Here is an 18654-nt window from a genome sequence, read left to right as displayed (position 1 = left end):
CCTAATGTGATCAAAACACAAGAAAAACGATTGGAGGAACCGGCTTGAAGGTCGAGAAAAGAACGAAGGCGACAGAAGGCATCCTGATCATGTGTGTAGGCGTCGTGTGCCTGTGCATCAATGATGCCATCGCCAAGACCCTCACCGATGGCTATTCGCCGCTTCAGATCCTTTTCATGCGCAACGCCATCGCACTGCCTTTTGTCATAGCACTCGTGCTCAAGCTCGGCGGGCCACAAGCCTTGCGCTCCTATCGCCCGATGGCCCATCTGTTGCGCGGCATTCTCTGGCTCAGTGCTGCGACCCTGTTTTTCACCGGCCTGAGCTATCTAGGGCTTGCCGAGGCAACGACGCTGATCTTTGCCGCACCAGTTTTCGTCACAGCCCTCACGGCACTCGTCCTCAAGGAAAAGGTCGGGCTGGCTCGCTGGTCATTTGTTCTGTTGGGATTTCTGGGCGTGTTGATTGTTGTCAGGCCAGGAACCGCAACCTTCCAGATGGCCTCTCTCTTTCCGCTGGCAACCGCCTTCCTCTATGCCCTTTTGATGATCAGTTCTCGCTGGGTTGATCCCCGCGAGAGCGTCTGGACATTGATGCTCTATCTGTCCGGCTTTGGCGCTCTGCTCAGCGCCTTGCTTCAGCCCTTTGTCTGGCAACCGATCCAGACTGAGGATATCTGGCTGTTTCTGGGAATTGCACTGCTTGGCACCCTCGGTGTCACGCTGATCACTCAGGCTTTCCGTTTTGCACCAGCGGCAGTCGTTGCGCCCTTTGACTATACAGCACTCATCTGGGCAACGCTTCTGGGCTGGCTGCTTTGGGATGAAATCCCGGACGGGGTGACCTATATCGGCGCAAGCATCATCGTGCTCAGCGGCATCCTGATTGTTCTGCGGGAGCGAAAATTGGCACTGAAGGAAGAGCAGGAAAGCCCCGCAAGCGCGGAGCTTCAAGATGACCCTCAGTCTTCATAGACCATGGGCACGCCGGCAGCCTTGGCTCTGGCCACTCTTGGCGCCGGATCGACATAGGCTCCGCAACCATTGACCTGATCACCGGTAATCCGGCGGTAGAAGGTTTCCGCCGCCACTTTCTGACCGTCAGGATTGAACAAGCTGCCCTTCACTTGAAGGCTCGCAGCCAGAAGCGAAGCCGTCCATAGAGGCGGTCCTATTTTCTAGACCAGTTTGCGGCCCCAATAAGGTGGATCGGGTTTTCACATCAGGCTGCTAGTCTTTCCATGCCGTTCGTCGTGTCATATGCCTCTCTAGCGATCAAGATACCATGGCACTGAATGCGGACGCTCTGCATTTAAGGCAACCCCTTTGGCGCGCATCACCAAATCACATTGCATGGAGCAAGGTGAATGCGCCTCGCGTCATTCCGCCTTTTGCAAAACGGGCGAACATGAAGTTCTGATGGTCAGGCTGGGGGCGACGCGGACAATGCGCCGCGCTCCGGTATAGTCGCCATCGATCCGTTGCAAGAGCATTTGCGCGGCCTTGGTGCTGATCGCTTCGATATCCTGAGTGAGCGACGTCATCGATGGGTGCCACCCTTCGGCTGGATGAAATCCGTCGAACGAGACCACAGACACATCTTCAGGAACCCTGAGGCCAAGCTTTTCGAGACCGGCCATCGTGCCCATGAGCTGCGCAAGAGAAATACAGGCGATTGCCGTTGGCGGACTGGTTGAAAGCATCAATTGCTGAACAGCAGCATGGGCCTGTTCGGTCTTGTATATGGACCGCTTTACAAGATCTTCGCGCAGCGTGAATCCAGACTTTTGCATCGCAAGGGCAAAGCCGTCAAAACGCTCATACGAGGCGGAAATACCCGGTCGACCGACCAGAAACGCAATATCCCTGTGGCCAAGCTTCAAGAGATAGCGCGCCAACAGTTCTGCGCCTCTCACATTGTCGTCCGTCACCGCATCCAGATCGGCATCGGGCACTTTACGGTCAACGAGAATCGCGGGTGCCTTCACTGCCGCTGACAGGCGCTCGGCATAATTCTCGCCATGACTGGTCGGGGCAATCACCAACCCGGCCACCCGGTGGGCCATGAACAATCCAATTTCGCGGAACTCCCTGTCAGGATCATCATCACTGCTCGAGAACAGCATGTTGTAGCCAACGTCCGACAGGGCGCGTTGCATCGCCTTGGCAAGATGGGCAGCCCATGGGGTCGAAATGTCCGGTACGATCAGACCGATGGTCTTTGACTTGCCCATGCGCAGGTTCCGGGCGATCGGATCAGGCTGATAGCCTGCCTGTTCGATGGCAGCCCAGACCTTGGCTTTCATCTTCTCGCTAACCGGCGCGGTTCCGTTGATGGTTGCCGAAACGGTTGTCACGGAAACTCCAGCAATGCGTGCTACATCCTTGATCGTGGCCACTTTGGTCCTCCAGATTCTCGAAACGCAATTTACACGAAACGTTCCGCGCACGCTAGATAGGTCAAAAGACCGCACGTTTACAGCACGTTTATAGCGCCGATTCTGGTTTCTCTGAACCAAAAGCTATTGATCGATTCCTGAATTCGCGCTATAAACGTAACGTTACGTGTTCAATATCCGATGTTTTATGCAAATTTTTGAGGTGAATTTGCATTTAGCACGAAACGATTTGCGAACATATCAAATGAGCTTGGCTTTCAGGGAGGAAAGAATGAAGCTTTGGAAAACTCTATGCGGTGCCGCATTGGCGGCCCTCATTAGCGCAGCCCCGGTGAGCGCGCAAGAAACGCTTCGCTTGAGGATGAATGGTGACATCAACACCCTTGATCCGATCGCGACGACCAATTTCACAATCCGCAATGCCGCCTATCTGATGTATGACACCCTGTTTGCGCTGGACTCCAATTATGAGCCTCAGCCGCAAATGGCAGAAGGGTATACCCTGTCAGACGATGAGCTCACCTATACCATCACGTTGCGCGATGACCTGAAATTCCATGACGGCACCGATGTGACAGCCGAAGATGTGGTGGCCTCGATCAATCGCTGGGGCAAGGCTGATAGCCTCGGCAAAACGCTGTTTACAAAAGTGGACAGCTTCACGGCCTCCGATGACAAGACCGTTGTTTTGAAAATGAGCAGCCCCTGGGGTCAGGTCATCCCGGCGCTGGCAAAGATCTCGTCCAACATCCCGGTCATCATGCCGGCAGAGATGGCCGCACAAGCGCCGTCCGATCCGATCGCCATTCCAATGGGATCCGGTCCCTATATGCTGGTTCCCGATGAATGGGTACCGGGCAGCATCGCCGTTTTCAAGAAATTTGAAGACTATGTGCCGCGCTCCGAACCTGCCGATATGGCAGCGGGCGGAAAAGTCGCCCATTTCGACCGTGTCGAACTGGTCTATATTCCCGACACCATGACCGCCGTGGACGCGCTCATCACGGGCGAGATCGACTGGATGGAAGAAGTGCCGTCCGATTTATTGGCTCTGTTCGAGGGCGTTGACAGTGCCAAGACCATTGCTGCGCGTCAGTCAGGCAACTCTCTCCAACTCGTTGTCAACCACCTGAACCCTCCGTTTGACAATGTGAAAATCCGGCAGGCGCTGCAATTGTCGCTCGAGCAAATGCCGTTCCTGTTGGCGCAGTATGGCTCCAACCCGGATCTGTATCTGGAATGTGCAGCGGTATTCTTCTGTGACACGCCTTACGAGTCCGATGCCAACACGGATCGCATCCTGAAGCGCGACGTGGCAAAAGCCAAGGCAATGCTCAAGGAAGCCGGATATGATGGAACGCCCGTCTTCATCATGCATGTGACCGACATTCCCGCTCAGGATGCCTCCTATTCGGTTCTCAAACCGATGCTTGAAGAGGTTGGGTTCGTGGTCAAGGAGCAAATGGCCGATTGGGCGACCGTAGGCTCTCGCCGTGCAAGTAAAGAGCCTGTCGACAAGGGCGGCTGGAACGTCTTCTTCACTGGCTGGGGATTTGTTGACCAGTCCAACCCGATGACGAACGTCTATGTTGCAGGTGCTTGCGAAGACGGCTGGTTCGGCTGGGCTTGCTCCGAGGAATTGCAGGAACTACGCCGCAAGTTTGCAGATGCCCAGACACAGGAAGAACGCAAGAAGCTCGCCGAACGGATGCAGATCGTCACCCATGATCTGGTCAGCTACGTGCCTCTTGGTCAGAGCTTCCCCTCTCAAGGCATTGCCACCAATCTTGAGGGATATATTGAAAGCCCCGTGCCCTTCTTCTGGAACTTGAAACGCAAATAGTCCGCGTACAAACGATCGCTTCCCCCCCTCTTTTGCGGGGTGAAGCGTCCCAACAGGAGATCAGTGGTGTTTCGCTATATCGCGGGCCGAATCCTTGCGGCCATTCCAATCATCTGCCTTGTCGCAATCTTTATTTTCTCGCTTGTTCATCTCACCCCCGGTGATCCTGCCTTGTTGCTTGCTGGCGACAACGCCAGCACCGAACAGGTTGACGCCATTCGGGAAAGACTGCATCTCGACCAGCCGCTCATTGTCCAGTTTGGTATCTGGGCTGGCGATGCGTTGCAACTGGATCTGGGAAATTCGATCTATTCGGGACAGCCCGTGACCCGCCTGATTGCACAGCGGATCGAACCCTCGATGATGCTCGCAATCGTGACCTTGATGCTCACGGTTCTCATCGCCATTCCCCTCGGGGTCGTCGCGGCCTGGCGCGCCAACGGCTTTCTTGATCGCGCCATCATGGGATTTGCCGTCCTCGGATTTTCCGTGCCCGTCTTCGCCATCGCCTACATGCTGGTCTATGTGTTCGCCGTAAAACTGCGCTGGTTTCCTGTGCAAGGGTATAAGCCGCTTTCGGAAGGCATTTTGACGACGCTGCATTCCCTTGCGCTCCCGTCTTTCGCACTGGCGCTGGTTTTTGCGGCCCTCATTGCCCGCGTCACCCGCGCGGCCATGCTGGAGGCATTGAGCGAGAATTTCACCCGCACAGCCCGCGCCAAGGGCTTGGGTGTTTTTCGCATTCTGGTGGTCCATGCGCTGAAAAGCGCAGGCGTGCCCGTTGTAACCGTGGTCGGGATCGGTTTTGCCGCTCTGGTTGGCGGCATGGTCGTGACCGAGTCCGTGTTCAACATTCCCGGCGTTGGCCGACTGACAGTGGATGCGATCACACGGCGGGACTATCCGCTCGTGCAGGGCGTCATTCTGTTCTTCTCTGCGCTGCTCATTTTCATCAACCTGATCGTCGATCTAAGTTACGCGCTGTTTGATCCGCGTGTGAGGGGGTAATCATGCTCAAAGCAAAGTCCGCTGCCCCGGGCGATGTCACTGTGACCACGAAAGGCCACGCGTGGTATCAGGCTGACCCATTGACCTATTTCTGCCTTGCCGTGCTCATCGGGTTCATGCTGATGGCGATATTTGCTCCGTTCATTGCCGATGATCCCGTTGCGATCAATCCCGCGCTTCGTTTAAGGGGACCATCAGAGGACGCCTTTCTGGGGCGGGATCATCTGGGCCGGGATGTCTTTGCCCGTGCAATCTTCGGCGCGCGCGTCTCGCTTGCGGTCGGCTTTTTGGTTGCGATCGTCACCACTATCGTTGGCGTAGCAATCGGTCTTTACGCCGGTGTGTCTTCCATTGGCGGCGCCATCATCATGCGTCTCAACGACGCCCTGATGGCAATCCCGGCGGTCCTGCTCGCGATTGCCCTTGCCTCCCTGATGGATGCGGGCGTGACCACCGTCATTGTCGCAATCGCCGTTCCCGAGGTTCCCCGCATGGTCAGACTGGTGCGTTCAGTGACACTGAGTGTGCGCGAACAACCTTATGTTTCTGCTGCCATATCCATTGGCACGTCGGGCATTCCGCTGGTCTGGCGCCATATTCTGCCCAACACATTGGGGCCGGTGTTCGTTCAGGCAACCTACGCCTGCGCCTCGGCGATCATCGCCTCTGCCGTCCTGAGCTTTCTGGGCGTCGGCACATCGCCTGAAATTCCCAGCTGGGGCGGCATGATGGCAGATGCCAGGAGCTATTTCCGTATCCGTCCGGAACTGATGGCATACCCCGGTATCCTCTTATCCTTCCTCGTTCTGATGGTGAATATCCTTGGCGACCGGCTGAGCGACGCCCTTGATCCGCGCAAGCAAAAGAGGGGGGCGCTGTGATGCTTGAAGCACAACAACAAGACCTCGAAAGGCCGGTGTTGGAAGTTGACAATCTGTCGTTGGAGTTTCGCTCGAGCAGCGGCACCGTCAGGGCCCTTGATGACGTCTCACTGTCCGTGGGCAAGGGGGAAATTCTGGCCCTCGTCGGCGAGAGCGGCTGCGGCAAGAGTGTCACCGCGATGACCGTGATGGGACTGCTGCCGCGCCACAATGCTCGCATCCTGTCTGGATCGGTTCAGCTGTCGGGCGAAGAGCTGATCGGGGCGAGTGAAAAGACCATGCGCCAGATCCGGGGCGCGCGGATCGGGATGGTGTTCCAAGATCCGATGAGTTCTCTCAACCCGGTGCACACAATCGGACTGCAGATTTCTGAGGCGGTGCGCGAGCATTGGCAATGGGATTGGAGCAAATCCACGCAGCGAGCCAAAGACATGCTGGATTTCGTGCGCATCCCCGATGCCGCCAGTCGCCTCTCCTCCTACCCCCATGAACTGTCAGGCGGCATGAGGCAAAGGGTGATGATTGCCATGGCATTGGCTTGCGATCCCGAATTGCTCATTGCTGACGAACCGACAACGGCTCTTGATGTCACCGTTCAGGCTCAGGTGCTTGATCTGATCTCTGACTTAAGGTCCGAGTTCGGCATGAGTGTGCTGCTCATCACCCACGATCTCGGCGTGGTTTCCTCCCATGCGGATCGGATGATGGTGATGTATGCGGGCCGCGTGGTCGAGAATGCGCCCATAGAGGATCTGTTCTCACGCCCGTCGCACGGCTACACAGCCGGGCTCTTGGCCTCCTTGCCGGGCATCGGCTCGGCCCACCGTTCGATGTTGCATGAAATCGAGGGCGCTGTGCCCCGCCTTGAAGGGTCACTCCCCAGTTGCAGCTTTGCACCCAGATGTGCCTTCGCCAGCGAGCAGTGCCTCAGCGAGGCGCCCGCCATGCGCCAGATTGCACCGCACCATATGTCGCGATGCGTACATGACGCAGACGTCTTTCAAACCGTTTCGAAACTGGACATCGTGAGGGCCTGGTCATCATGACGGGAGAAGCCTATCTCTTGTTGGAGAATGTCTCCAAAATCTACCATCTCGCCCAAAAGAGATTTGGTGGCACGCGGCGGCAAGTGCATGCCGTAGACAATGTCTCGCTGAAGATGGCGCGGGGAGAAACCCTCGGGCTGGTCGGAGAAAGCGGCTGCGGCAAGTCTTCTCTTGCCCGTCTCATTCTGCGCCTTGAACGCCCGACAGATGGCAGCATCGAAATCGACGGGGTCGACATAGCACGCCTTGAAGGCCGGTCTCTGAAGGCAGCCCGCCAGCGCTTTCAGATGATCTTTCAGGACCCTTACGCCTCTCTCAATCCACGGATGAAGGTTCGCGCCATCATTGGCGAAGCCTTGCGAAATTACCGAGTGGGGACTCGTGCGGAGATCGACAAGAAGGTGGAGGCCATTGCAAAGCTTGCAGGTCTCAGCAGTTACCATCTTGATCGATATCCGCACGAACTCTCCGGCGGCCAATGCCAGCGCATCGGCATTGCACGGGCTATCGCTCTGGAGCCCGAACTGATTGTGGCCGACGAGCCGGTTTCCGCCCTTGACGTCTCCATTCAGGCGCAGATCCTCAACCTGATCATCCGCCTTCAGTCGGAAATGAACCTCTCGTTGATCTTCATCTCTCACGACCTGTCCGTCGTCTCTCATGTCGCTGACCGCGTGGCTGTGATGTATCTGGGGCGGATTGTCGAGATCGGCGACAATGCAACGCTTTTCGCAAAGCCGACCCATCCCTACACGCGAACCCTCCTATCGGCCATTCCACGACCTCATCCTACGGACAGGGGTAAAAAAGCTCAGGTGTCGGGAGAGCTGCCGAGCCCCCTCGCCCCTCCGCCGGGATGTCATTTCAAGCCCCGCTGCCCCTTCGCGCAGGACCAGTGCAGTCAGTCCGTGCCTCCGCTCAGAGAGATCGGCACCGATCACGCTGTTGCCTGCCACCGTGCCGAGGAGATCATCCACCAATTCTCGACAATCCAGCCGATTGCCGAACAGAGCCAATGAGTCAATCTGATGTTAGATCCAATTGTTTTCCTTCCTGGCCTTTTGTCCGGCGCGTCCTCCTGGAGCCTGCAGCTTCCTGTTTTCGGTAAAGATCGCGTCGTCACCGTTCCAAATGGCTATTATGACATGACCTCGATTGAGGAAATGGCAGATTGCATTCTTGAGCAGTGTCCAGAACGCTTTCATTTCGTGGCATGGTCAATGGGCGGCTATGTTGCGCTGCATCTTGCCCCCAAGCTCAAGGATAGACTGCTCAGTCTTGTCCTTGTTTCCACCTCGGCCCGCCCGGAAAATCCCGACAACACCCATCTTCGATTGGCCGGACTTGAGCTGGCCAAAGATCAGGGCATGGCGATCGCCCACGCCAGCTTGATGGAGAGCAGCTGCATTCATCTTGGCAAAGTCCCGGTGCGCATTCTCGGCGCAATCGCTGATGACGCCATCAAAATGGGAGTGAAGGCCTATCAAGCCCAGCTTGACGCCGTTATCGCTCGGCCCGATGGTCGCACCGGTCTCAAGGATATCACGGCACCCACTCTGATTGTCGTTGGCGAGGCAGACACAGTCACGCCGCCAGAAAGAGCACGGGAAATGCATGAAGCCATTCCGGACAGTCGACTTGTTCTGCTGCCGGACTGCTCTCATTGCCCGCCAATTGAACATCCTGATCACTTCAACAGGGTTCTCGATGAATGGGTAACGGAAAAGGCTACGCGGTGCGTTAGCGCCTGATCGAAAAGCTCCGTTGAAAAGAAATGACACGATCCAAGCACCAAAAGGATACAACCATGTCGAAGATTGCAGCTGCATATCTCGTCGCAAGCGGAGACTTGCGCCCCAGTGCAAACGAAACCTGCTGGCCTGCGCAAGAGAAATTCGAGCAGCAGCTGACCGCGATCTGTGAGCGTCTGGGCTGCGCCGTGACCCGTGCACATCCCTTCAAGCCAGAGCAGAAGCACGGTTTCATCACCTGCCAGAAAGAAGGATTGGACGTCTTTGCCAATCTCGACCGCAAGGCCCCGCTGATCGTTGCCGAGGCCGTCTGGCAATATTCGCAGAACATTCTGGCGGGCCTCATCGCCCATGAAGGTCCAATCCTGACCGTTGGCAATTGGTCACCCACTTATCCCGGCCTCGTCGGTCTGCTCAATCTCAACGGCTCGCTGACCAAGGCTGGCGTTCGCTATTCCTCGCTCTGGAGCGTTGATTTCGAGGATAAGTGGTTTATCGAGCATATGACCGAATGGCTCGAAACCGGGCATATCGACCATGACATGAGACATGTTCACCCCTTTGCCGGCACGAACAATGAGCAGGCTTTGTCCATTGCGGCAGACATAGCAGCCGACCTTGATCAGAAACGCTCCATCATGGGCATCTTCGATGAGGGCTGCATGGGCATGTATAATGCCATCATCCCGGACGAGCTCCTGTTCCCGCTCGGCGTGTTCAAGGAGCGCCTGTCTCAATCGGCCCTCTATTACGCAACCACGCAAGTCTCTGACGAGGATGCGCGCGAGGTGTTCGACTGGCTGATCAACAGCGGCATCACCTTCCATTTCGGCACCGACGGCGCAACGGAGCTGGTCGAGGCGCAGGTTCTGCTTCAGTGCAAGATGTATATCGCGGCTGTCCGCCTCGCCGAAGACTTCGGCTGCGAGAGCATCGGCATCCAGTACCAACAGGGCCTGAAAGACCTTCTGCCTGCCTCTGATCTCGTCGAGGGCCTGCTCAACAATGATGAGCGCCCGCCGGTCAAGGACCTTCAGGGAAACGTGCTGCGGGAAGGCAAGGCTGTCGTTCACTTCAATGAGGTGGATGAATGCGCGGGCCTTGATGCGATGGTCACCAACCGCATCCATCGTGCGCTCGGCCAGCCGGTCGAAACGACCCTGCATGACATCCGCTGGGGTGACCTTGATCGCTCCGGCACCACCCACGACTATGTCTGGACCTTCGAGATTTCCGGTGCCGCCCCTGCAGCCCACCATGGCGGCTATGACAAGAGCTCGTCCATGCGCCAACCTGCGGTGTTCTTCCCCTCTGGCGGTGGCACGCTCCGCGGTGTCGCTCAGCCCGGAGAGATCGTCTGGTCGCGCATTTTCATTGAGGACGGCAAGCTGAAAATGGACCTTGGCCGGGGCAAGGCGATCAGCCTGCCAGAGGCCGAGACCGAACGGCGTTGGACCCAGACCGATTATGCCTGGCCTATCATGCACGGCGTGCTTTACGGCGTGACCCGCGATCAATTGATGGCGCGCCACAAGGCCAACCACATCCAGATCGTTTACGCCAATGATACAGAAGCTGCGGATCTGGCCATGACCACCAAAGCCGCCTTGGCACAGAAGCTGGGTCTGGATGTCAGCCTTTGCGGCACCGCCGCCGATGGCGGCCCTCTGGGTCTCTAGGCTTATCATCTCGTCACTCAACCGGCAAACAAGAGCACCTTAAAAAATGACCCCGCCCGAGAAATCGGACGGGGCTTATTGCTTATCCCTCGTTACGGGCGAGGATGAATGGACTGGTGACCTAATCCAGTTGCACCCAAGCCGCATTGGCAGCGGAAGACCGGACACAGGCATCAACAAACTGAACGCCTTTGAGGCCATCCCGTACGGTCGGGTAGATCACTGCCGGATCAAGATCGGTGCCATCGCGCCTCGCCATGATGGCGTTTGCCGCCTCGGTATAGATATTGGCAAAGCCTTCGAGGTACCCCTCCGGGTGCCCCCCCGGAATTCTGGTCACACGGGCAGCCGCATCAATCGCACCACTGCCAGCACGGGTCAGAAGGCGCTTGGGCTCACCCAGCGGCGTATACCACAAATAGTTCGGATCCTCCTGAAACCACTCAAGGCCACCATTTTCACCATAGACCCTGAGGCGCAAGGCATTCTCGTTGCCCGGCGCGACCTGACTTGACCAGAGCATGCCGCGTGCCCCGCCTTTGAAGCGCATCATCACATGGGCATTGTCATCGACAGGGCGGCCATCGACAAAGCTCTGCAAATCAGCAGCGAGGCTTTCAAGCTCCAGATCGGTCACAAAACTCGCAAGATTGAAAGCATGCGTTCCGATGTCGCCGGTTGAGCCTCCCGCCCCGGCGCGGGCCGGATCGGTACGCCATTCCCCTTGCTTGTTGTCCGCAGGGCCGGAAAGCCAGTCTTGCGGATACTCCACCTGCACCACCCGGATGGCCCCCAGCATACCCTTGGTCACGATCTCGCGCGCCTGCCGGATCATCGGATAGCCGGTGTAATTGTGCGTCAGGATAAACAGGGCATCGGATTTTTCCGCTTCAGCAACCAGTTTCTTGGCGTCTTCAATGTTGGAGGTCAGCGGCTTGTCGCAGATCACGTGGATACCGCGACGCAAGAATTCGATTGCAGCGGCATAATGCACGTGGTTCGGCGTCACGATGGAAACGGCTTCTATCCCGTCTTCCCGAGCCGCCTCGGCACTGGCCATCAGGGTGTAATTGTCATAGATGCGATCCGGGTCCAGTCCAAGGGCCTTCCCGGACGCCTGCGCTTTTTCCGGTGTCGAGGATAGAGCCCCGGCAACCAGCGTATATTTGTCATCGATGCGCGAAGCGATTCGGTGCACACCGCCGATGAAGGCATCATTGCCGCCGCCGACCATGCCCAGACGGATCCGCCCGCCCAAGTCTTCGTTGCGTCCTGTGATTGCCATACGTCAGCCCTCCAGCCCCAGCATCTTGCGGTTCATTGCATCATCCGTTCCACCATCGGCGAAATCATCGAACGCTTTTTCGGTCACGCGGATGATATGATCCCGGACAAATTGTGCACCTTCCCGTGCGCCATCTTCAGGATGCTTGAGGCAGCATTCCCATTCGACAACGGCCCAACCGTCAAAATCCATGGCTGCAAGCTTGGAGAAAACAGCCCCGAAATCGACCTGTCCGTCACCGAGGGAACGGAAGCGGCCAGCACGATCAACCCAACTCTGATAGCCGCCGTAAACGCCCTGACGACCGGTGGGATTGAACTCGGCATCCTTGACGTGGAACATTTTGATCCGGTCTTTGTAGATGTCGAGATTATCCAGATAATCGAGGCACTGCAGCACATAGTGCGACGGATCATACAGCATGTTGGCGCGGGAATGATTTTTGACGCGCTCAAGGAACATCTCGAAGGTCACACCATCGTGCAGATCCTCTCCGGGATGGATTTCATAACAGACATTGACGCCGCACTCATCGGCAAAATCAAGGATTGGCAACCAGCGAGCGGCCAGCTCGTCAAAAGCAGCTTCCACCAACCCGGCCGGACGCTGGGGCCACGGATAGAGATATGGCCAGCACAACGCGCCCGAGAAGGTCGCATGATTTCCGATGCCCATATTGCGGGACGCGGCCAAGGATTTTTTCACCTGATCGACAGCCCATTCCTGACGGGCTTTTGGATTGTTGTGCACCTCAGATACTGCAAATCCGTCAAACGCTGTGTCATAGGCGGGATGGACGGCCACGAGCTGTCCTTGCAAATGGGTTGCCAGCTCGGTCACCGTCACGCCGTTCTGAGCTGCGATTCCCTTGAATTCGTCGCAATAGTCCTTGGAGCTGGAGGCTTTTTCCAGATCAATCAGGCGGCCATCCCAAGTGGGCACCTGAACGCCCCTGTAGCCGCAATCTGCGGCCCATTTGGTGATCGCGTCCCAACTGTTGAACGGGGCATCATCCCCCGCGAACTGCGCCAGAAACAGCGCCGGACCTTGTAGAGTTTTCATGGCTTTTCTCCCTGAAACTTGTGTGAGGCGAGAGCGGGCTGATGCAGCGGGAGCGGTCCGCCCTGAAAGGTTTGGTGTTCGATGTTTGGTGTTTGGTGGTCCGATGTCAGGCCCGCGCCGCAGCGCGAACCCAACGCTCGGAGAGTCAGGCACTTGGATCAGAAAGGAGAATCCGGATAGTAGAAGCTCTCGGCATTGTCCTTGGTGATCAGCGTTGCGCCCAGAATGTAACGACCGGCAACCGGACCGTTCGACTTGAACGAAGCGACGGTGACATCCATCGCGGTCGCGATCATTGCTGGCGGATAAAGAACATCGACCGGAACCAGTTCGTTGCCTTCCACGACGCCCTTGATGGTTTCTTTCATACCAGCACCGCCAACAACGAACATACCGTCACCATCACGGCCAGCCTGTTTCAACGCAGCAACAACGCCGATTGCAATGTCGTCATCCTGCGCCCAGACCGCATCGATATCGGGGAAGCGGGACAGGAAGTCCTGCATCACTTCAAAGCCATCGTCGCGGTTCCAGTTGGCATGCTTGTGATCGAGTATATTGATACCGCTGCCATCGATTTCCGCCATGAAGGCATCAAAGCGCTCATTGTCGATCACGGTTGGAATACCGCGCAGGATCACGATGTTGTCGCCTTTTTTCAGACGGGTCTTCATATATTGTGCAGAAACGCGACCCATTTCAGGGTTGTTGCCGGCGACATAGATGTCTTCGATGCCCGGTTGGCTGAGACCACGGTCAACAACAGTGATCAGAGCGCCGGATTTCTTCACATTCTTCACCGGCTCGGTCAGTGGCTCGGATTCGAACGGAAGCACGATCAGGGCATCGATCTGGTGAACCGATACCAGATCCTCGATAGCTGACGCCTGCTCGCTCGGATTGGGTGAGTTGACCAGAATGAGATCCACATCGGGATAAAGGGCTTCAAGGCGTTCTTCTGCCTTTTCAGCATGCCAGTTCATACCGGCGGCCCATGCGTGCGTCGGCGTGGGATACGAGACCCCGATCTTGATTTTGTCGGCGGCCAGTGCCGAACCGGCGAGCATCATCGCTCCGGTCAGCGCGGCCGCGAAAACTGTCTTGCTTCGTTTCATAATTTCCTCCCAAGTTCTAAACGACTTCTGCCTGATCGCGCGATCACGACAGGATTTTGGCCAAGCAGACCCTGCGCTGGTCCCTCCCTGCAGGTTCAGCTTGAGCCAATTCTGGTCTGCCCGGCCTCGCCGAGCAGGCATTCTTTTGGAAAAGAAGCGTTAGATCCTCAGACCTTGGCTTCCTTCTTGCGGCCAAAGTTGCCGCGCTGGAGCCATACAGCGGTGATGATGATCAGTCCCTGCATGGTGCCATTGAGATAGTTCGAGATCAGATCCGTGAAGTTCAGGATGTTGCCGATTGTCGTCAGGATCAAAGCGCCCAATATGGTGCCACCGATCCGGCCATAACCGCCCTTGAGCATGGTGCCGCCAATGATCACCGCAGCAATGGCTTCCAGCTCCCACAGCACCCCTGTCGAGGAGGACGCGGATCCCAAACGCGGCACATAGATGATCGTGGCAAGTGCAACACAGATGCCCTGAATGATATAGGTCCAGGTCTTGATGCGGTCGACTTTGATGGCCGAGTATTTCGCGACGCTCTCGTTGGAACCGATGGCGGTGCAATAGCGCCCGAAGGACGTCTTGTTGAGCAGGATCCAGCCTATGATCGCAACGCTAATGAACACCCAAACCGGCACAGGCAAACCCAGAAAGTCGCCATAATAAACCGGCCCATAAGTGCCGCGAATGTCATAGTTGAGCGACAAGGTGCCGCCGTCGGCAAAATAGGTCACCAGCGAGCGGAAAATACCCATCGTGCCCAAGGTAACGATGAAAGCCTCGATCTTGCCCTTTGTCGTCAGGAAGCCATTGACGAACCCTGCACTAAGACCAAGGAAAATTGCCGCCAAGCAGCCGATCACGACCGTTGCAAGGCCCGTGCCCGAGGTCTCCACCAGCGCGTTCATGATGATGATCATGACGCCGGAAATCACGGCGGCCATGGAGCCGACGGACAGATCAAGCCCACCGGCGGTGATCACGAAGGTTGCCCCCACGGCGATAATGCCGATGAAGGCCGAGCGGGTCAGCAGGTTGGTGATATTGCCTTCTGACAGGAAGGCCGCGTTCAGCGAAAACCCGACGATGCACAGAAGCAGCAAGGCGACAGCCGGACCCAATGTCTTCAGATCGGTAGAAAAGGGCAAGGATTTCATAGTTTTGCTCGCAGTGGTGTCCGTCATGATGTGGCTTCCTCCTTCAAGCCTGCGGCGAAGCGCACAATTTCATTTTCGTTGATGGCATCTCCGGTCAGTTCACCCATGACACGCCCCTCACGCATCACGATGACCCGGTGAGAGATGCCAATAATTTCCGGCATTTCAGAAGAGATCACCACGACAGACATGCCCTCTGCAGCCAGTGCTGCAATGAAATGGTAGATCTGTTGTTTGGTGCCAACATCGATCCCGCGGGTCGGCTCATCGACAATCACGATTTTCGGATCGATTTCCATGACCTTGGCGAGCAGCAGTTTCTGCTGGTTGCCGCCGGACATCTCACTGACCTTGCAGTTTTCGTCCCGCGCCCGAATGTCAAAGCGGCGAATGCCGCGCTTGAGAGCATTTTCTTCCGCTGACTTGTCCAGAAGCAGGTGCCTGACAAATTTAGGAAGGGCAAACAGCGTCTGATTGGGCTGCATTTTCTGCTCGACCAGTAGCCCTTTGCCTTTCCGGTCCTTGGTCAAATAGGCGATGCCCGCGTCCCTTGAATCGGCCGCGGTATGAAAATGCGCCACCTTCCCAAACAGCTTGACCCTGCCTTCCTTGATCGGGCGAAGGCCGCAGATGGCCTCAAAAACTTCTGTTCGTCCCGAGCCGATCAGACCGGAAAACCCGAGCACTTCCCCTTTTCGAAGCGAGAAGCTGACATTCTTGGCCAGATCTGTCGCAAGACCCTCGACCTCCAGCACGCGCTCGGCGTCTATGTCGGCCTCCACGATCGGCGGGTAGAGATCCGAGAGCTCGCGCCCGACCATCATCTGCGCCATGGTATCCAGAGTGAAATGCGCCGCCGGCTCGGTCGCGATCCACTGTCCGTCACGCAGGATCGTGATGCGGTCGGCAATCGCTTTTATCTCGTGCAGCTTGTGCGACACGAACATAATGGCGGTACCGCGTTCTTTCAGCCGTTTGACCTGTTTGAAAAACAGCTTGGTTTCTGCCTGAGAGAGCACAGCTGTCGGCTCATCCATGATCAGGATGCGCGCATTGCGGCTCATTGCCTTGATGATCTCGACCATCTGCTTCTGGGCAATCGACAACTCCGAAATGCGGGCATTGGGGGAAATCGACAAACCGACATCCTGCAACATGGCCAACACGCGGTCATGCATTTCGGCCTTGTTGAGAAAGCCACCCTTCTCAAGTTCCCGCCCCAGAAAAATGTTTTCCTCGACGGTCATTTGCTCGGCAAGGTTGAATTCCTGATGAATGAGGACGATGCCCAGATCTTCCGCCTGTCCATTCGGCGGCAGGATGATCGGTTTACCATCCAACTTGATCGAGCCGGACGTGTAGGGATGAAACCCTGACAGGATCTTCATCAGGGTGGACTTACCCGCTCCATTCTCCCCGATCACGGCATGCAGTTCGCCTGCATGAATGTCAAAGTTGACGCTGAATAGCACAGGCACGGTGCCAAAAGATTTGCTGATCCTCTCGGCCGATAGAATCGGCACAGCTTCGGCGCTGGTGTCCAACAAGTCACAGTCTCCTCCCAAGAGATTCTATGGGCCTCCCAACCCATTTTTTCAAAATGTAAACCTTTTCATTCTCGATGTAAACCTTTTCATTTGCATGTCGAAGGCGTATATTTCATGCATGGAAAGGACTGCTTTTGTGGAGTCCGTCGCGGTCGTGTCTTTGGACCATGACGGGATTTGCGCCACATTGCTGTATTGATCATTTGGAACATATCGGAAAAAAATCTGCAACCATCGAAGATGTTGCCAAGCTTGCTGGCGTATCCATCGCGACGGTTAGCCGCGCTATCCGGACACCGGAAAAGGTCGCCGAGAGCACCCGTAAAAAGGTCAATGCGGCCATTGCACGCACAGGTTATACGGCCAATGCCATGGCACAAAATCTGCGCATGCAACGATCGCAGATGGTCATGATTCTGGCGGAATCCATTTCCGATCCCAACTTTCCCGGCATCCTTATTGGCCTGGAGAAAGCCGCAAACGAACGCGACTATGGCGTCTTGATCGGCAACACCGAAGGCAATATCGCGCTCGAAGAAAAGTACATGCGTTTCCTCTCGACCGGCATGGCCGATGGCCTTTTGTTGCTGACCGGTCACCTGCCGGTTGCCGGCTGGCCGCAGTCTCCGGCCTCGTCCTATCCGCCTCTGGTCTCAGCCTATCATCCGGTCAACCGCGAAGATCTCTCTTATGTCGGCGTTGATGACGTCGCAGCGGCAAAAATCGCCACGGAATATCTCATCTCACTGGGCCATAAGCGCATCGTCTATATTACCGGGCCAGCGGGCAGTGCCACGTCGGAACTGCGATACAAAGGCTATTGCGATGCCATGCTGGAAGCCTATGACAAGCCCGAAATCTGGCGAATCCGGGCAGACGGAACCAGCGAAGGGGGGCGCGCGGCGGTGGAGCTTCTGTTCATCCGCGACACTTTGCCGACAGCATTTTTCTGCTTTAACGATGACAGCGCCATCGGGGTTATCAGCGCGCTGCAATCCCGCCGCTTCGATGTGCCAAAGGACTTTTCAGTTGTCGGCTTTGATGATGTCCCGATCGCAAGCCACGTGACCCCCTCTTTGACGACCATCCGGCAACCGAGAAACCGGATTGGTGAAATGGCAATGAAGCACTTATTGGACAATTTGCCATCCCGGTCGATCCCAACCCAAACCAGTCTGCTGCATGGCGATCTGATCGTGCGAGGATCATGTGGAGCGCCCAATCCTCTGAAGCAATAATCAGCAGCATGGCATCGCCGTTATCTGCGTGATGGCCCCTTCCAATTCAGGTGACGTATCAGGCAGGCAACTCTGGCGATCTGCGAATATGAAACGTTTCATTTATTGTATCTCCGACTGTTCAAATCTGCTATAAACAGCACCAGATTTTTAGTTCTGAATGAGGAGGAAAGCAGATGCTAAAAGGGATTGATCACCGGCTAAACAGCGATGTTCTGGGAACATTGAGGGCCATGGGGCATGGTGACACGATTGTGCTCGTCGACAGAAATTTCCCGTCGTCCTCAATGGCAAAGAGCACCGTCCATGGCTCCCCTTTGTTTATGGAGAACCTCTCTGCAGCAGATGTGGCAAAAGCCATCCTCTCTGTCATGCCTGTCGACAATTTCGTTGATGATTACGCCCTCGCCATGGAAGTGGTGGGCGCGCCAGACGAAACGCCAGACGTTCAAAAAGAAGTCGAAGCTGCACTGAAAACGGCGGAAGGATCAGACAAGGCGCTGACAAAGATTGAGCGATTTGCCTTCTATGAAGCTGCCAAGAATGCCTATGCAATCGTTCAGACCGGCGAAACCCGGTTCTATGGCTGCTTCATTTTCAAGAAAGGCGTGATCGCTCCGGATCAGCTATTCGAAGTGTGA

General features: G+C 56.3%; 17 protein-coding genes. 10 read left to right on the top strand and 7 right to left on the bottom strand.

Annotation, left to right across the window (positions count from 1 at the left end; all coding sequences use genetic code 11):
• Positions 1–44: 44 nt before the first annotated feature.
• The gene (locus CPH65_RS04475) at positions 45–974 is read left to right on the top strand and encodes a DMT family transporter (protein WP_244574538.1); all 930 of its coding nucleotides are present in this window, start codon (positions 45–47) and stop codon (positions 972–974) included.
• Here the strand turns inward: CPH65_RS04475 and CPH65_RS23730 are convergent.
• Complete coding sequence (locus CPH65_RS23730; RefSeq protein ID WP_172891451.1) at positions 962–1126, bottom strand: hypothetical protein; 165 nt, start codon at positions 1124–1126, stop codon at positions 962–964. The two genes, CPH65_RS04475 and CPH65_RS23730, sit on opposite strands and share 13 nt — an antisense overlap.
• Before the next feature lie 252 nt (positions 1127–1378).
• Complete coding sequence (locus CPH65_RS04470; protein ID WP_172891450.1) at positions 1379–2398, bottom strand: LacI family DNA-binding transcriptional regulator; 1020 nt, start codon at positions 2396–2398, stop codon at positions 1379–1381.
• A gap of 271 nt (positions 2399–2669) precedes the next feature.
• Here CPH65_RS04470 and CPH65_RS04465 point away from each other — a divergent pair, with 271 nt between their 5' ends.
• The 7 genes from CPH65_RS04465 to CPH65_RS04435 all read left to right on the top strand — a co-directional run bounded on the left by CPH65_RS04465 (position 2670) and on the right by CPH65_RS04435 (position 10606).
• Positions 2670–4241 carry an ABC transporter substrate-binding protein gene (locus CPH65_RS04465; RefSeq protein WP_157747497.1) on the top strand — a complete coding sequence of 524 codons (1572 nt, stop codon included), beginning with the start codon at positions 2670–2672 and terminating at the stop codon, positions 4239–4241.
• Between the two features lie 66 nt (positions 4242–4307).
• Entirely contained in the window at positions 4308–5249 is a 942-nt protein-coding gene (locus CPH65_RS04460) for an ABC transporter permease (protein WP_096172311.1), read from the top strand.
• A gap of 2 nt (positions 5250–5251) precedes the next feature.
• Positions 5252–6130, top strand: a complete 879-nt coding sequence (locus CPH65_RS04455; RefSeq protein ID WP_096172310.1) for an ABC transporter permease — start codon at positions 5252–5254, stop codon at positions 6128–6130.
• A complete protein-coding gene (locus CPH65_RS04450; RefSeq protein ID WP_096172309.1) occupies positions 6130–7176 on the top strand; it encodes an ABC transporter ATP-binding protein in 1047 nt (348 codons plus the stop codon). The genes CPH65_RS04455 and CPH65_RS04450 overlap by 1 nt, the downstream gene beginning before the upstream one ends.
• Entirely contained in the window at positions 7173–8195 is a 1023-nt protein-coding gene (locus CPH65_RS04445) for an ABC transporter ATP-binding protein (RefSeq protein ID WP_096172308.1), read from the top strand. Before CPH65_RS04450 ends, CPH65_RS04445 begins: the two co-directional genes overlap by 4 nt.
• Positions 8196–8204: 9 nt before the next feature.
• The gene (locus CPH65_RS04440) at positions 8205–8927 is read left to right on the top strand and encodes an alpha/beta fold hydrolase (protein ID WP_096172307.1); all 723 of its coding nucleotides are present in this window, start codon (positions 8205–8207) and stop codon (positions 8925–8927) included.
• Positions 8928–8983: 56 nt separating this feature from the next.
• Complete coding sequence (locus CPH65_RS04435) at positions 8984–10606, top strand: fucose isomerase (RefSeq protein ID WP_096176237.1); 1623 nt, start codon at positions 8984–8986, stop codon at positions 10604–10606.
• 121 nt (positions 10607–10727) lie between these two features.
• On the opposite strand, the gene CPH65_RS04430 is transcribed toward CPH65_RS04435, so the two are convergent.
• The 5 genes from CPH65_RS04430 to CPH65_RS04410 all read right to left on the bottom strand — a co-directional run bounded on the left by CPH65_RS04430 (position 10728) and on the right by CPH65_RS04410 (position 16772).
• Entirely contained in the window at positions 10728–11891 is a 1164-nt protein-coding gene (locus CPH65_RS04430) for a Gfo/Idh/MocA family protein (RefSeq protein ID WP_096172306.1), read from the bottom strand.
• A 3-nt stretch (positions 11892–11894) separates the two neighbouring features.
• Positions 11895–12953 (bottom strand): sugar phosphate isomerase/epimerase, encoded by a 1059-nt coding sequence (locus CPH65_RS04425; protein ID WP_096172305.1) that lies wholly within the window; start codon positions 12951–12953, stop codon positions 11895–11897.
• 158 nt (positions 12954–13111) lie between these two features.
• Positions 13112–14068 (bottom strand): substrate-binding domain-containing protein, encoded by a 957-nt coding sequence (locus CPH65_RS04420; RefSeq protein WP_096172304.1) that lies wholly within the window; start codon positions 14066–14068, stop codon positions 13112–13114.
• A gap of 167 nt (positions 14069–14235) precedes the next feature.
• Positions 14236–15255 carry an ABC transporter permease gene (locus CPH65_RS04415; protein WP_096172303.1) on the bottom strand — a complete coding sequence of 340 codons (1020 nt, stop codon included), beginning with the start codon at positions 15253–15255 and terminating at the stop codon, positions 14236–14238.
• Entirely contained in the window at positions 15252–16772 is a 1521-nt protein-coding gene (locus tag CPH65_RS04410; protein ID WP_096176236.1) for a sugar ABC transporter ATP-binding protein, read from the bottom strand. The genes CPH65_RS04415 and CPH65_RS04410 overlap by 4 nt, the downstream gene beginning before the upstream one ends.
• Before the next feature lie 206 nt (positions 16773–16978).
• On the opposite strand from CPH65_RS04410, the gene CPH65_RS04405 reads away from it, so the two are divergent.
• Positions 16979–18013 carry a LacI family DNA-binding transcriptional regulator gene (locus CPH65_RS04405; protein ID WP_096172302.1) on the top strand — a complete coding sequence of 345 codons (1035 nt, stop codon included), beginning with the start codon at positions 16979–16981 and terminating at the stop codon, positions 18011–18013.
• A 176-nt stretch (positions 18014–18189) separates the two neighbouring features.
• The gene (locus CPH65_RS04400) at positions 18190–18654 is read left to right on the top strand and encodes an RbsD/FucU family protein (RefSeq protein ID WP_096172301.1); all 465 of its coding nucleotides are present in this window, start codon (positions 18190–18192) and stop codon (positions 18652–18654) included.

The sequence above is a fragment of the Cohaesibacter sp. ES.047 genome (assembly GCF_900215505.1).
Taxonomy (GTDB): domain Bacteria; phylum Pseudomonadota; class Alphaproteobacteria; order Rhizobiales; family Cohaesibacteraceae; genus Cohaesibacter.
The sequence above is the reverse complement of the archived record's forward strand: the minus strand, read 5'-3'. Positions and strand labels throughout refer to the sequence as shown.

Coding starts and splice junctions, on each gene's coding strand:
- CPH65_RS04435 (WP_096176237.1), top strand. CDS start 8,984: ATGTCGAAGATTGCAGCTGCATATCTCGTCGCAAGCGGAGACTTGCGC.
- CPH65_RS04455 (WP_096172310.1), top strand. CDS start 5,252: ATGCTCAAAGCAAAGTCCGCTGCCCCGGGCGATGTCACTGTGACCACG.
- CPH65_RS04420 (WP_096172304.1), bottom strand. CDS start 14,068: ATGAAACGAAGCAAGACAGTTTTCGCGGCCGCGCTGACCGGAGCGATG.
- CPH65_RS04425 (WP_096172305.1), bottom strand. CDS start 12,953: ATGAAAACTCTACAAGGTCCGGCGCTGTTTCTGGCGCAGTTCGCGGGG.
- CPH65_RS04430 (WP_096172306.1), bottom strand. CDS start 11,891: ATGGCAATCACAGGACGCAACGAAGACTTGGGCGGGCGGATCCGTCTG.
- CPH65_RS04445 (WP_096172308.1), top strand. CDS start 7,173: ATGACGGGAGAAGCCTATCTCTTGTTGGAGAATGTCTCCAAAATCTAC.
- CPH65_RS04415 (WP_096172303.1), bottom strand. CDS start 15,255: ATGACGGACACCACTGCGAGCAAAACTATGAAATCCTTGCCCTTTTCT.
- CPH65_RS04450 (WP_096172309.1), top strand. CDS start 6,130: ATGCTTGAAGCACAACAACAAGACCTCGAAAGGCCGGTGTTGGAAGTT.
- CPH65_RS04465 (WP_157747497.1), top strand. CDS start 2,670: ATGAAGCTTTGGAAAACTCTATGCGGTGCCGCATTGGCGGCCCTCATT.
- CPH65_RS04400 (WP_096172301.1), top strand. CDS start 18,190: ATGCTAAAAGGGATTGATCACCGGCTAAACAGCGATGTTCTGGGAACA.
- CPH65_RS04440 (WP_096172307.1), top strand. CDS start 8,205: ATGTTAGATCCAATTGTTTTCCTTCCTGGCCTTTTGTCCGGCGCGTCC.